Here is a 12,788-nt window from a genome sequence, read left to right as displayed (position 1 = left end):
CTTAATAGGGAGTGTTGTAAATGAAAGGAATTATCCTTGCTGGAGGTACCGGATCGCGGCTTTATCCTTTAACAAAGGTCACCAATAAAAATCTGCTTCCAATCGGAAAATATCCAATGATTTATCATTCAGTTTATAAACTGAAGGAGTCCGGAATTGAAGAAATATTAATTGTAACGGGCAGAGAACATATGGGGGATGTAGTTGATTTGCTTGGCAGCGGCTTTGAATTTGGAGTTGAATTTTCTTATAAGGTGCAGGAAAAGGCCGGCGGTATAGCAGAGGCTCTTGGACTTGCTCGCGATTTCACTGAAAATGAGAAAATGGTCGTCATTCTTGGAGACAATATTTTCACAGATACAATTCGACCTTATGTGCAGCATTTTGCGCAACAGGAGAGTGGCGCGAAAATTTTAATTAAAGAGGTTGAGGATCCAAAACGTTTCGGTGTTCCGGTTATATATGACGGCAGAATCATCGCGATAGAAGAAAAACCAATGGTACCAAAATCGAACTATGCAGTGACGGGCATTTATATGTACGATTCGACCGTTTATAGGATAATTGACCAGCTTACCCCATCAGCGCGAGGTGAAATGGAAATTACAGATGTCAATAATCACTATATTAAGGAGGGTTTACTGAAATTTGATGTGCTGAGAGGGCGGTGGACAGATGCTGGTACACATTCTTCTTATGCACAGGCTAATATAATGGCTCAAAATATGGATTTCAGCAATTTATTTGAAAAAGAAGCAGTGCTCATGAAATAAAATTCAGCAATCATAGATAGATTCATTGAGTTTATAATGAGCAGATAAATGGACTGAAAATAGGGGTTAAGGAGACTGATCCAAATGAAAAAGTCCCATTTGGGCAATGTTGCAATGGATATCTTTAATATAAAGGAAGGCTTATGTGTGATAGAATCCCGTCTCATAAACAAAAAGAAAGCAGCAATCTATTTCTTAAATGCCCATTGTTATAATATCGCGCAAAGGGACAATGATTACAGGGAAATCATCAATAGAGCTGACTTTTTGCTGAATGACGGCTTTGGGATTAGATTAGGAGCTAAGTTGTTCGGTATCCAGCTTAAGGAAAATTTGAATGGGACTGATTTTATCCCAATGCTGTTGCAATTAGCGAGCGAAAAAGAGTACAGTGTGTTTTTGCTTGGAGCAGGTCCCGGCGTTGCTGAACTAGCTAAACAAAATATACAGGCAGTCATGCCGAATATTAAGATTGTTGGACAACGGAGTGGATATTTTAGTGATGAAGAGAATCAAGAAGTTATTCAGCAGATTAACGATGTATCGCCAGATATCTTAATTGTTGGCAGAGGAGTGCCTATCCAAGAAAAATGGATTGACCGGAATAAAGATGCACTTGATGCTAGAGTCATACTTGGCGTTGGCGCTTATATTGATTTTGCATCAGGTCGGATCCCGCGTGCTCCTAAGCTTATAAGGACCTTGAAGATGGAATGGGTGTTCCGTCTTATGTTAGAACCGAGACGCATGTGGAGGAGATATTTGATTGGCAATTTCCAGTTTTTTTATTACACCGTCAAAAATAAGTTGTTAGTTAATCAGGAAGCGGAGATCCAACGCTAATAGAGGAAGGAATATGGTGCGTATGAAGCCAAAGGTTTGTACGATAATTGTGAATTTTAATGGTACGCAAGATACGATTGCTTGTTTGAAATCACTGAACAATATAACATATGCCAATCATGAAGTAGTTGTCGTAGATAATGCTTCAAAAGAGAATGCTAGTTTAAAAGAATTTATAGAAGAGTCCAGGTTCCATTTTCTTGAACTGGGTGGGAATCACGGATTCGCCGCTGGGAATAACAAAGGGATTCACTATGCGCTTAGCCATATTGCTGATATTGACTACTTTCTCTTACTAAACAATGATACAGAAGTTGATCCCTATTTTCTTGAACCGCTTGTAGCTGAATGTGAGAAGGATAAAGAAGTTGGTGCTTGTTGTTCCCATATCAATTACCACAGTAAACGCAATAAAACATGGTATGGGGGCGGAGATATAAAGTGGTTAACAGGACGAGTACTGCATAAAACATTGGAGAGGAATGGAAAAATAGCTAGTGATGAGAATTTTCTAACTGGTTGTGTGTTTTTATTTCCGGTGGACATTCTTGATAAAGTTGGGTACTTGAATGAAGATTATTTTCTTTATTATGAGGATGCAGCCTATAGTCTTGAAATAAGAAAGGCTGGATATAAATTACGATATGTCCCTGATTCACTTGTTTTTCACAAAATCTCAGCAACTACCGGCTATCGTTCACCTCTCTCCAATTATTACGGAACAAGAAATAATTTGCTGTTTATGTCCATTTATGCCAACAAGTTAAATTTTCTTCTATTTTTAATGTTCTTTATCGGCAAAAATTTTGTTAAATACTGTTGGTATATTTTAAGGGGCAAACAATTTAAAAAGGTTGCGTTTGCCATCCAAAAAGCATTCTCCGATTTTGCTGCGTCAGCAAGCGGAAAACGTGAATATCCTTTTATGTAATAAATAAAGGAGGAGCTCATTATCAAATTTTTATATGGTCTGATCCCTCATTCGCTGAAAAGGGGATTGAGAGTCTATATATTTAAGAAGAATAATAAGTCAGTATTTATTGGTCCTTATGTTGAAATAGATCCGGCAACAACAAAGGTCGGAAAAAATTGCGCAATAAATTTATACACAAGTATTTCGAAGACAACTATTGGTGATTACACCTATTTTTCTGCTAACTGTAGTATCATGCATGCCAATATAGGTTCCTTTTGTTCGATAGGTCCAGACAGTAAAATCGGTCTCGGCAGTCATCCGACTGACTTCATATCGACATCTCCCATTTTTTATTCCACCTCAAAGGTGGTTAATAATATCAATTGGGTAGATCGGGATTACCATGTGGAATTTAAGAAAGTGAATATTAGAGATAACGTCTGGATTGGGGCAAATGTCTTTATTATGAATGATATCGAGATAGGTGAAGGAGCGATTTGTGCCGCAGGTTCTGTCATTACAAAGGATGTTCCACCTTATTCCATAGTGGGAGGAATACCTGCAAAAGTATTAAAATATCGCTTTGATGCCAATACGATTGAACAGTTGCTAGAGTTACGATTATACCAAAGAAGTGAAGAATGGCTTAAGGAAAATTTATGCGGTGCCATTACACCGGAAGAATTGCTAAATAAGGAAGTCACTAAGACGAAATCAATAATTTAAGAATACAAAGATTTGACTGAATTTATTAAATGGCAATCCACTAAAAGGGAGTAGACTAAATGATGCCCATACTTATACAAGTTCGTTTGACTTCACTATTGAAGGATACGAAATTTTGGTTAGTTATCTTGATTGTTATGAGTGCTCTTTTTTTTCTAGCTGTCCAAATCAAGCCCCCTGATAAGACAGATGGATTGCCAGAATCATCAGTTGATGAGGTGGCCAAGTCAATCGACCTTCAAGAGGAGATCGACCAGGTGAGTGCCAATGGGGGAGGGATTGTTAACGTGCCTAAAGGCGTTTACGAAGTCGATACAAAAATTATTTTAAAGTCAAATGTCCACTTAAAAGGTGCAGGGATAGGAAAAACCATTCTTAAGCTAAATCTAGAAAAGAGTAAAGGTACACCGGATGATTCTTCTATTCTCGTATCAGAATCGAATGCTCAAAATATTAAAATCAGTGCTTTAACATTTAATGGGGAGAAGGAAAAACGGGAAAAGCAAATTAATGACGGATATTCTCATACAGTTGTTTTGCAATTTGTGGATGGCTTTGATATTAGCGAGGTTGAAGTTGTTCGTTCTCCTAGTGCCTCTATCATGCTCTTTAATACGAAAAACGGAAAGGTCAGAGATTCAAGAATCATTGATGGGGGCTCAAATGGAATAATCGGGTTGCAGAGTACGGAAAATGTCCAAATCATGAATAATATCATCAACCACACCGATCATCAAAATGGTATATTCATCAGTTATCAGGAAGGAAAGTCCAGTCATAATATCACCATTGAGGGAAATAAGGTCGATGATGCCGGTGATTTTGGGATTGAAGTCGGGCATCTTGTTGAAGACGGCCATGAGCAGCATGAAAATATTGTTGTTCGAAATAATGAAGTGACTGGCTCACGGAATTCAGGGATTGCCTTTCGCACAGTCAGCGATGGGGTAATTGAAAACAATACAATTAAAGGCTATGGAAAAACAGGCGGATACGGTGGAGATGGCATCTTTGTAGAAGGCTGGAAGAATAAGTCCGTAAATGTCAAAGTTTTGAATAATAGGGTTGAGCAAACATATAACACTGGTGATGCCAATGCTATTTACGTGACAGGAATGGACAATACAATCATTGAAAATAATGAAATCATCGCCAGCAGAGGGAAAGGTTTATTCATTCAAGCATCCAAGATTGGAAAGCAGACAGGAGATTTTCCAGATGGAATCAGGCAATTCAATGACATTACTGTTCAGGGTAATCGGATTGCTGATGGGCGTAAGGAAGGAATCCACATCCAAGGTTATAAGGCGCACGGAATCAGCATTTCTGATAACGAAATCAGCCATAACCAGTCGACGGGACTCTTCATTGCAAATTTAAACGTAATGAGCTCTGGTCTTGAAGTAAGAAAAAATCAAATAAGTGAAAATGGGCTGGCTGGGATTGAAATGTATAGCCAGGAGGATTTTCTCCTTGAAGGGAATTATTTAAAAAATAATGGAAAAAAATCCGAGGAACTGAAGAACCGATCTGCAGTCGTTCTCTCTCATGTTGGAAATGGCAACCTCAATCAAAATACATATGAAGATGACCAAAAATTGCCGACGCAGAAATATTATTTACAGATAGCAGAAGCTACAGCAACAGTCAGTCAAGAAAATATGGACTTCATTGGTACTAATCCAAGATTAAGAAATAGTACGGCCCATTACTTAGAATAGTCATTGGAAATCATAACGGTGGAGTTCCTAAAAGGAGGGGGATCGGTGAACAGCTTGCTCATGAACACCAATAATCGGCAGTTTATTCAAATAGCAATGGCGGTCACTCTTGCGATGGTCGTTGGAGTCTTTGCTGCCTTACCGCTTGTCTATTTACCTATCATCATATTGATTATAGCGGTCATTTTTTTCTTTCCATTATCAGTTGAGAGAATTTTCACCTTCATTGCCCTGTCCATTTTTATTGACCGATCGTTTATTACCTTTCAGGGATCATATATACGGATCTTTCAAATATTGTTTCTAGCATTATTTTTAAAGTTTGCGATTGAATATTTGCTCTCTAGACGGGAAATTGTACATGCCCCCTTATTTATCCTGATTAATTTATGGGTCTTCAGCTATTTTTTTAGTATTGGCCATTTAATCAGTGTGGGGGATTTCTGGGAATCTGTCGTTGGGCAACTATTTTTGAACCTATTCTATTTTATTTCTGTGCAATGCATCTATAGTAAAGGACTTTCTTACTTTGACAAGATTTTGAAATACACCATTATTTCGGGTGTTATTGTAACTTTTGTCGGAATCCTGCAATGGATTGGATTCTTTTTTGGATTTGAATTTGGGCTCAGCCATTATGAAGAGATAGGAATTCCTAGACCTTCATCATTTGCCCATGAACCTGACTGGTATGGCTTATTTGCCGGATATTCCGCTGTCTGGTTTGTCGTGATGTATTTAAGAAAGGATTCCCGTTTATTTTCACAGCTCTTTATTTTGATTGGCATGTTTATGTGTTTTGTAGGTGTATTTATCAGTATGGCCAGAGCAAGCATTCTATCCTTAATTGTAGCAATACTCTTTATTTTAATTATCACAAAAAATATGAGAGCGATTAAACTGCTTGCCAGTTCAGCCATTATTATGATTGTGGGGGCGATGGTACTCTTCATCATAAACCAGGACATTTTCATGAAGGTATATGATCGCTTCAATCCAAGCACAAGTCTTGAAACCGACCAGGGAGCAGCAGACAGCCGGTTTGCATCAATCCAGCTGATGCTTGATTATATCCCGAAGCATCCGCTAGTCGGCAATGGCAGCGGCGGAATGTCGGAATTATCAATGAGAGATGATATTAGGCAGGAGTATATTTATGGAGGGGAATTAAACGCTGGGAAAGGGAATGCCAATATTTTTTTAACCGTATTGTTTGATACGGGTATCATTGGTCTGATTATTTTCCTGCTGATTCTTGGAAGGGCCGCCTGGATGATTCTGTCTGTTTATCATAAATCTAATTTCATACCTCTTGGCTTTTTAGCAGCTAGTATTTTTATCTTAGTTGATTTCAATTTCAATAATGGATTTAGAATGGGTTTCGTGTGGTTTCATGCTGCTTTAATTGCAAGCTATTTCCTTCTCATAAGAAAAGAAAAGAGAAGACTTAATACCATACCGGGGGGAGAATTGGATAGATGATGAAACAAAGAGTGGGCATTATCGGAAGCGGGTTTATTGGGAAAGGTTTAGTAAATGCACTACATTTATTTAATGATATAGAAGTGACAAAGGTATTAACAAGAAGTAGGGTAGATACTCGAGGAGATTACCGATATCCTGATTTACTGACCCATTCAGTCGATGAGGTGATTGAGCATTCAGATGTAATTGTTGAGTGTACAGGGGATGTTTTGTTTGGCACCGATATGATTGCTAAGGTGATGGAAGCAGGAATTCCTGTCGTGACAATGAATACGGAGCTGCAAGTTACAACAGGCTCCTATTTTGCCAAACGAGGTTACATTACAGAAGCAGAAGGAGACCAGCCTGGTTGTTTGGCGGCTTTAAGAGAAAATGTTCTTCAGATGGGATTTGAACCAATGGTTTTTGGCAATATAAAAGGATTTTTAAATCCTAATCCTTCACCCAAGGATATGCTTTATTGGTCGAATAGAAATAAAATCAGCTTAGAGATGGTTACCTCGTTTACTGATGGAACGAAAGTGGAGTTTGAACAAACACTTGTGGCAAATGGGCTTAATACAAAGTTTTTGCCATCAGGGATAATGGGAATAAGCGCGGAAGATTTACAGGAGGGGGCTAATGCACTCGCATTAGAAGCCGATCAATTAGGATATCCAATCAGCGATTATGTTCTGTCGTCAAAGGCTCCTGCTGGGGTATTTATTACGGCTAAGCATTTGGATATGCAGGGGCAGCGTAATGCACTTCAATATATGAAGCTAGGGGATGGTCCTTATTATACGATTATCCAGCCTTTTCATTTATGCCATCTTGAAGTGGTCAAAACAATAAGAAGGGTTTTTGAAAAGAAAGAAGTATTATTAAATAATAGCTGTTTTCCATCCTATAGCATGGGATCGATTGCTAAGAAGAAGCTGAATATTGGAACTGTCATCAATAGAGGCATTGGAAGTTTTGAAGTGAGAGGGAAAGCGTTAAAGATTGAAGATGAGCCTAACCATATACCAATTGGACTCTTAGATTCGGTAAGGATTATAAAACCTGTAGAAGAAGGGGAAATACTGACCTTCTCACATGTTGAAATAGACGATAGTCTGGCCTATAGGGCATGGATGGAAATAAAAGAACAGTCCATATTATTGCAGGAAATTTAATGAATATATGAGAGGATGTGAATCATCATGAGAGTTCTCCATGTCATCAGACAATACAAACCAGTTATTGGCGGTATGGAAAATTATGTGGAAAACTTGGCCGTCCACCTAAAAGAAAGAGGGATTTATTCGGAAGTATTAACGTTAAATGCAGATTTTTCAAATGGTGAAAAATTTTCCGATTCTGCCATTATAAATGGGATTAAAATCAAGAGAATTCCTTATTTCGGTTCGCGGAGATATCCGATTGCGTTATCTGCTGTCAACTATATCTCTGAATTTGATTTAATTCATATCCATGGGGTTGATTTCCTGCTCGATTACTTAGCTGGATTAAAACCATTTCATAAAAAAACGATGATTCTCTCTACACATGGCGGGTTCTTTCACACGAAGAAGTTTTACCTTTATAAAAAGCTTCACTTCCATACTGTAACGAAGTATAGTTTGAAGAATATGAAATGGATTGTCGCTGTCAGTGAAAATGATTATAAATCATTTCGACCAATCTGTCCTGAGAGGCTAGATTTGATTGAATGCGGAATAAACTTTGACCATTATCATACGATTGCAGAGGAAAATGGGTACCCGAATCGGTTTATCTTTGTTGGAAGATTCTCGAAGAACAAACGAATAGACAAGCTTCTGCTTTTGATTAAGAAGCTGAAGGTAGAATTCCCAGATGTGCACCTATCCATTGTGGGAAGGGATTATGATAACTTAAAGGGAGAGTTAGAGAAACTTATCGATGAATATGAAATTGGAAATCATGTGGCTATTTGTGAGGCATTATCTGAAGAGGAACTCCTCGAGGAAATGGCCAAGGCGTCCTATTTTATATCCGCTTCCGAATATGAAGGTTTTGGGTTATCTTCATTAGAGGCGATGGCAGCGGGAAGGGTAGCATTGCTGAACAATATCCCCTCCTTTGAAAAAATGATTCAGGATGGCAAGAATGGCTATTTGTTGTCTTTCGATGATGTCGATTCTGTTGAACAAAAGGTTAAGGAAGTTTTATTCAACAAAGATATGGAAAAAGTCAGGCGGGCAGGAGTAGAGAAGGCTAGGCAAAATTCTTGGGGAGCAGTAGTGGAAAGGTTCATTGATTTGTATGAATCTATTCATAAAGAGGCAAATGATACCCATTCAAAATTGGCAAGCAAAGTGAAATAAAGAGAGGGCGCAAGGAGTGTACCTTGGTGCCCTCTCTTTTTATTATTGAATGCTGTTTTCTAGGGAGTCAAGCACATCTTGCATTTGATGGAGTTGCGCCTGCTCAGCCAGTGTTGAATTCGCAAATGCAGAAGATAGCTCATTGCGTGCTTTAGTGATTAGTTCCTGTTGATTAGAGCTTTCTATCTGTGCCAATTCCACAGCTTTTTGAGCCCGACTAAATAATTCATTGCGCATTTACAGTCCTCCACAGGTAGAAGAATCTTGATTCTCTTCAGCCTCAGCCATCGTTAAACGATATGGGAATCGCTCACTATGTTTAGACACAGCCGTTTTACCTTGTTGAACAAAGCGCTTTGATTTATTTCTTTTTCCCATGGAAGTACCTCCTGCATTCAAGGTGTGACTCGAAAGGAAGAGTCATATCTATCATAACCAGACGGAGATTATGTTAGTCACGCAGATTTTATATTAAATTTCTCTTCAAGGAAGACTGCAATTCCATCTTCCTCATTTGATAATGTAATGTGATTAGCAACATTTTTCAGCTGTTCAATACCATTTCCCATGGCTACGCCGGTTCCTACATAATCAAGCATTTCTAGATCATTATCTTCATCGCCAAATGCGATAATATTTTTTCTGGAAATTCCTAAATCTTTTGATACCAAATCAACACCAACTGCTTTGCTCATTCCATTTCTAACGATTTCGATGACATGCCATGGATCTGCCCAGCGTCTGTGATCAATGACTTCAGCATGGACATCCGAAAGGTGTTTCCTGATTCCGGCGACATCATTTTCATCGGAATGAATAAGCATCGAAGTAGGGGAAGCCTGTAGAAATTGGCGTAGATCACCTGTAGTTATATTGCTGCTGCCGTGATGCAAAATATCAATTAATTTTTCATCATGGTAATGGAAATACACATCATCCTTTACCTCGGCAATAATATTGTGTAAACGATAATCGTCCATAGCTTCCACAATGTCTTTTGCCACTTTTATATCTAGCGGCGAATGATGCATGCCCCAGCCTGTATGGAGGGGATGGTGAATAAAAGCTCCATTAAAATTCACAATCGGGGTTTTAAATTGCATTTCACGATAATAAGGTTCACTGGATCGGTATGGTCTCCCAGTAGCAATCATCACTTCATGACCATTATTTTGTAATGTTTGCAATACTTTTTTAGTACGTGGAGAAATGGTTTTATCATCTTTCAATAATGTTCCATCTAGATCAAGTACAATTAAATGTTTATCTGACATATGGCTCTCCTTCTAAAATTATAAGTTGAATTAATTCCATTTAGATTCCTATTTTATATATCATAACAAGTATAGCCGTTTAATGGTATCGTTTGGTTTGTAAAAAAATATATAGAGAAGGGGAATAATAATGATACAAGTAGAGAAAGTATATGTTGAACATATTCCAATGCTTATAGTAGGTAAGCAGGATATGAATAATGTACCTCTCCCCGGATTTATTTTTCTTCACGGTTTTACCAGTGCAAAAGAGCATAATCTGCACTATGCTTATCTTCTGGCGGAAAAGGGGTTTAGAGTATTTTTGCCTGAAGCATACTTGCACGGTGAACGAGAGGAACGGGACATGAAGAAGGATTTATCGAGTTCATTTTGGAAAATTGTTATTTCCTCTATAAAAGAATTGCATATGATCAAAAAATATATTACAGAGCATGGATTAGCGATTTATGATTGTATTGGTCTTGGCGGTACATCTATGGGTGCAATCACGACACTTGGCGCACTAACTCAATATGATTGGATTCGTGTGGGAGTCAGTCTGATGGGAAACCCGGAATATAAAGAGTTTGCGCAATATCAAGTGGAGGAATTTGAAAAACAGGGGATTGATTTAGGGTTTACGGAGGAAGAGAAATTGAAAGTATTCAGTACTCTTGAAGAACTTGATTTATCCTTGCAGCCCGATAAACTAAATAATCGCCCTCTTTTCTTCTGGCATGGGGAAAAGGATCCTATTGTACCGATTGCAGGTGGCCGTGCGTTTGTTGAAAACCTCCAGGAAAAAGTAGATTCTGGCAGAATTACTTACATATCTGATAAGACGGCCGGTCATGCTGTTACTAGAAGTGGATTACTGCAGGCCGTTAACTGGATAGAAGAGAATCTTGTATAAGGATTAAGAATGGTCAGATTAAGTGAAATTTGGTAGGATTGAAACAAGAACGTTGAGGAAGGAGATTTAACATGGATCAAGATATGAAAGATAGCCTTATGAGTGCATTGGAAGAAGTTTTGGACCCTGAATTGGGAATTGATATAGTAAACCTAGGCCTAGTCTATAATGTCGATATGACCGACGAAGGCGATGTGACAGTAACGATGACCTTAACCGCGATGGGCTGTCCATTGGCAGGTACCATTGTCGATCAAGTACGTTATGCATTAAAGGAATTGCCTGAAGTGAAAAACGTAGAAGTAGACATTGTTTGGACACCGGCATGGACAAAGGATCGTATGTCACGTTATGCGAAAATTGCCTTGGGTATACAATAATAAAGATTGAATATATTTGGAGAGCTGAGTTTAAGGCTCTCTTTTTTATGAAAAAAAATATCTTTAAGATATTCAAATATCAACTGGGTTAATAGAATCGGTTGGTCCTATTGGAATTGGTTTTTATTTCTGATAAAGTTAAAATAATCAAATTATTTGCAGGGGGACTCTTGTTACGAGTTGAGAAGGTTAAAACCTGACCCTTTGAACCTGTCAGTTAATACTGGCGCAGGGAGCATGAAGTACATAAGTCTACTCGATATGTGCGAAAAGCTCTTTTAAGATGTATAGAAGAGCTTTTTTGTTTCCAATTAAATAGTTGATTGCGGGGGGACTCAAATTGCGAGTTGAGAAGGTTAAAACCTGACCCTTTGAACCTGTACAGTTAATACTGACGTAGGGAGCGATAACATCACTTTGTTGATGCGAGACCCTTTTTTAGTATAGGAAATACCTGGTGCAGATGGAGTGGCTGTTGTTTCTGCTATTGCTTTAAGTGATTATCCACTTCAAGCGGTCGAATCGTTTAAGCAGCAGTTTGTATGTTAAGTATCATGAAATGAATTAGGGTTTATGGGAAGGATAAAAGTGAAAGAGTGAGAATCTCTTCCGCTATTATTCTTGATAGGAGGCATAACAAACATGCGTGAATATGACCTAGTCCAATTAAATGAAGAACAGGTAAGGCAATTAAATGAGTACCAGGAAAAACTCAGCGAGCAATTAGGCCAAGATATTATTCTGATTGCTTATCATGATGAGGAGGAAAGCATTTAATTCCTGTAAAAAGGCGATCAGCTATATAGCAATGAATCGCCTTTTTACATATTAGAAAAAAGATTTGGTGAATTGATCAAGAATATAGGAAGATTATAGATAGATGGTTTACAGTTAATATAGGTATTTATGAATCCTAAATCCATGCACAGAAGAGAAGGATAGAAGAAGGGATAGAGAAGAGTGATAGGGAATATTCGCATATGTACGGAAATTACCGAAAAACACTGGCGGTTGTTAATGGAGGCAGATCCTTCAAGACAGCAAATCGAAAAATATAGCGATACAGGCTATACCTTTGAACTTCTTAGTGATGATGATATAGCAGGAATTATTATTGTAACTCCAAAAACAACGGAACGAGTAGAAATTATGAATCTATCCGTAGATGAAAAATGGCGGGGCAGAGGATATGCGAAGGCACTGATTGAGTATGCTTGTTCGTTTTCAGCTGCCAAAGGGTATCGCATCGCAGAAATAGGTACTGGAAATTCCAGTATCTATCAACTTGCACTCTATCAAAAGGTTGGTTTTAGAATTATGGGTATCGATCATGATTATTTTAGTAGGAATTATCCTGAGCCAATCTATGAAAATGGTATGTTATGCCGGGACATGATTCGTTTAGAAAGAAAACTTCAATTAAATAAGTAGTAGGTAGTAGCGCA

At 38.2% G+C, this 12,788-nt stretch carries 15 protein-coding genes and 2 riboswitches; of the genes, 12 read left to right on the top strand and 3 right to left on the bottom strand.

All coding sequences use genetic code 11. The annotated features are described in order from the left end of the window. Positions 1–20: 20 nt before the first annotated feature. The 8 genes from AC4BHP_RS09770 (at position 21) to AC4BHP_RS09735 (ending at position 8,794) form a co-directional block, all read left to right on the top strand. Positions 21–773 (top strand): sugar phosphate nucleotidyltransferase, encoded by a 753-nt coding sequence (locus AC4BHP_RS09770; RefSeq protein ID WP_066101553.1) that lies wholly within the window; start codon positions 21–23, stop codon positions 771–773. Positions 774–857: 84 nt separating this feature from the next. Next, positions 858–1,616, top strand: coding sequence for a WecB/TagA/CpsF family glycosyltransferase (locus AC4BHP_RS09765; protein WP_066101550.1), 759 nt, complete (start codon positions 858–860; stop codon positions 1,614–1,616). A 13-nt stretch (positions 1,617–1,629) separates the two neighbouring features. Further along, positions 1,630–2,547 (top strand): glycosyltransferase family 2 protein, encoded by a 918-nt coding sequence (locus AC4BHP_RS09760; RefSeq protein ID WP_066101547.1) that lies wholly within the window; start codon positions 1,630–1,632, stop codon positions 2,545–2,547. 66 nt (positions 2,548–2,613) lie between these two features. Further along, on the top strand, positions 2,614–3,258 hold the full coding sequence (locus tag AC4BHP_RS09755) for a CatB-related O-acetyltransferase (RefSeq protein ID WP_066101544.1): 645 nt from the start codon (positions 2,614–2,616) through the stop codon (positions 3,256–3,258). 59 nt (positions 3,259–3,317) lie between these two features. After that, positions 3,318–4,979, top strand: a complete 1,662-nt coding sequence (locus AC4BHP_RS09750; RefSeq protein ID WP_066101542.1) for a right-handed parallel beta-helix repeat-containing protein — start codon at positions 3,318–3,320, stop codon at positions 4,977–4,979. A 45-nt stretch (positions 4,980–5,024) separates the two neighbouring features. Further along, positions 5,025–6,461, top strand: a complete 1,437-nt coding sequence (locus AC4BHP_RS09745; RefSeq protein ID WP_490551935.1) for an O-antigen ligase family protein — start codon at positions 5,025–5,027, stop codon at positions 6,459–6,461. Beyond that, positions 6,458–7,621, top strand: coding sequence for an NAD(P)-dependent oxidoreductase (locus AC4BHP_RS09740; RefSeq protein WP_066101538.1), 1,164 nt, complete (start codon positions 6,458–6,460; stop codon positions 7,619–7,621). The genes AC4BHP_RS09745 and AC4BHP_RS09740 overlap by 4 nt, the downstream gene beginning before the upstream one ends. Positions 7,622–7,648: 27 nt before the next feature. Continuing rightward, positions 7,649–8,794 (top strand): glycosyltransferase family 4 protein, encoded by a 1,146-nt coding sequence (locus tag AC4BHP_RS09735; RefSeq protein WP_139891440.1) that lies wholly within the window; start codon positions 7,649–7,651, stop codon positions 8,792–8,794. Positions 8,795–8,836: 42 nt separating this feature from the next. On the opposite strand, the gene AC4BHP_RS09730 is transcribed toward AC4BHP_RS09735, so the two are convergent. The 3 genes from AC4BHP_RS09730 to AC4BHP_RS09720 form a co-directional block, all read right to left on the bottom strand. Continuing rightward, positions 8,837–9,031 (bottom strand): DUF3813 domain-containing protein, encoded by a 195-nt coding sequence (locus AC4BHP_RS09730; protein ID WP_066101532.1) that lies wholly within the window; start codon positions 9,029–9,031, stop codon positions 8,837–8,839. Next, the gene (locus AC4BHP_RS09725) at positions 9,032–9,172 is read right to left on the bottom strand and encodes a competence protein (RefSeq protein WP_066101530.1); all 141 of its coding nucleotides are present in this window, start codon (positions 9,170–9,172) and stop codon (positions 9,032–9,034) included. A 77-nt stretch (positions 9,173–9,249) separates the two neighbouring features. Further along, the gene (locus AC4BHP_RS09720) at positions 9,250–10,068 is read right to left on the bottom strand and encodes a Cof-type HAD-IIB family hydrolase (protein WP_066101526.1); all 819 of its coding nucleotides are present in this window, start codon (positions 10,066–10,068) and stop codon (positions 9,250–9,252) included. Positions 10,069–10,198: 130 nt separating this feature from the next. Here AC4BHP_RS09720 and AC4BHP_RS09715 point away from each other — a divergent pair, with 130 nt between their 5' ends. From AC4BHP_RS09715 to AC4BHP_RS09700, 4 genes are all read left to right on the top strand, one after another. Continuing rightward, positions 10,199–10,963, top strand: a complete 765-nt coding sequence (locus AC4BHP_RS09715) for a prolyl oligopeptidase family serine peptidase (RefSeq protein ID WP_066101523.1) — start codon at positions 10,199–10,201, stop codon at positions 10,961–10,963. A gap of 71 nt (positions 10,964–11,034) precedes the next feature. Continuing rightward, the gene (locus AC4BHP_RS09710; protein WP_066101520.1) at positions 11,035–11,343 is read left to right on the top strand and encodes a metal-sulfur cluster assembly factor; all 309 of its coding nucleotides are present in this window, start codon (positions 11,035–11,037) and stop codon (positions 11,341–11,343) included. Positions 11,344–11,493: 150 nt separating this feature from the next. Then, positions 11,494–11,595: riboswitch (TPP riboswitch) on the top strand. A 65-nt stretch (positions 11,596–11,660) separates the two neighbouring features. Beyond that, positions 11,661–11,763, top strand: a riboswitch (TPP riboswitch). Between the two features lie 222 nt (positions 11,764–11,985). Then, on the top strand, positions 11,986–12,120 hold the full coding sequence (locus AC4BHP_RS09705) for a hypothetical protein (RefSeq protein WP_257468970.1): 135 nt from the start codon (positions 11,986–11,988) through the stop codon (positions 12,118–12,120). Positions 12,121–12,303: 183 nt separating this feature from the next. Next, a complete protein-coding gene (locus tag AC4BHP_RS09700; protein ID WP_254654683.1) occupies positions 12,304–12,774 on the top strand; it encodes a GNAT family N-acetyltransferase in 471 nt (156 codons plus the stop codon). Positions 12,775–12,788 lie beyond the last annotated feature (14 nt).

The organism is Pradoshia sp. Z4_20 (genome assembly GCF_058216035.1).
Note: the sequence above shows the minus strand (reverse complement) of the source record. Positions and strands in the feature narration are given on the sequence as shown.

What these genes read in the sequence shown, in the direction of transcription:
- AC4BHP_RS09760 (WP_066101547.1), top strand. Translation starts at nt 1,630, where the DNA reads ATGGTGCGTATGAAGCCAAAGGTTTGTACGATAATTGTGAATTTTAAT.
- AC4BHP_RS09705 (WP_257468970.1), top strand. Translation starts at nt 11,986, where the DNA reads ATGCGTGAATATGACCTAGTCCAATTAAATGAAGAACAGGTAAGGCAA.
- AC4BHP_RS09710 (WP_066101520.1), top strand. Translation starts at nt 11,035, where the DNA reads ATGGATCAAGATATGAAAGATAGCCTTATGAGTGCATTGGAAGAAGTT.
- AC4BHP_RS09720 (WP_066101526.1), bottom strand. Translation starts at nt 10,068, where the DNA reads ATGTCAGATAAACATTTAATTGTACTTGATCTAGATGGAACATTATTG.
- AC4BHP_RS09735 (WP_139891440.1), top strand. Translation starts at nt 7,649, where the DNA reads ATGAGAGTTCTCCATGTCATCAGACAATACAAACCAGTTATTGGCGGT.
- AC4BHP_RS09770 (WP_066101553.1), top strand. Translation starts at nt 21, where the DNA reads ATGAAAGGAATTATCCTTGCTGGAGGTACCGGATCGCGGCTTTATCCT.
- AC4BHP_RS09725 (WP_066101530.1), bottom strand. Translation starts at nt 9,172, where the DNA reads ATGGGAAAAAGAAATAAATCAAAGCGCTTTGTTCAACAAGGTAAAACG.
- AC4BHP_RS09730 (WP_066101532.1), bottom strand. Translation starts at nt 9,031, where the DNA reads ATGCGCAATGAATTATTTAGTCGGGCTCAAAAAGCTGTGGAATTGGCA.
- AC4BHP_RS09715 (WP_066101523.1), top strand. Translation starts at nt 10,199, where the DNA reads ATGATACAAGTAGAGAAAGTATATGTTGAACATATTCCAATGCTTATA.
- AC4BHP_RS09750 (WP_066101542.1), top strand. Translation starts at nt 3,318, where the DNA reads ATGATGCCCATACTTATACAAGTTCGTTTGACTTCACTATTGAAGGAT.
- AC4BHP_RS09740 (WP_066101538.1), top strand. Translation starts at nt 6,458, where the DNA reads ATGATGAAACAAAGAGTGGGCATTATCGGAAGCGGGTTTATTGGGAAA.
- AC4BHP_RS09765 (WP_066101550.1), top strand. Translation starts at nt 858, where the DNA reads ATGAAAAAGTCCCATTTGGGCAATGTTGCAATGGATATCTTTAATATA.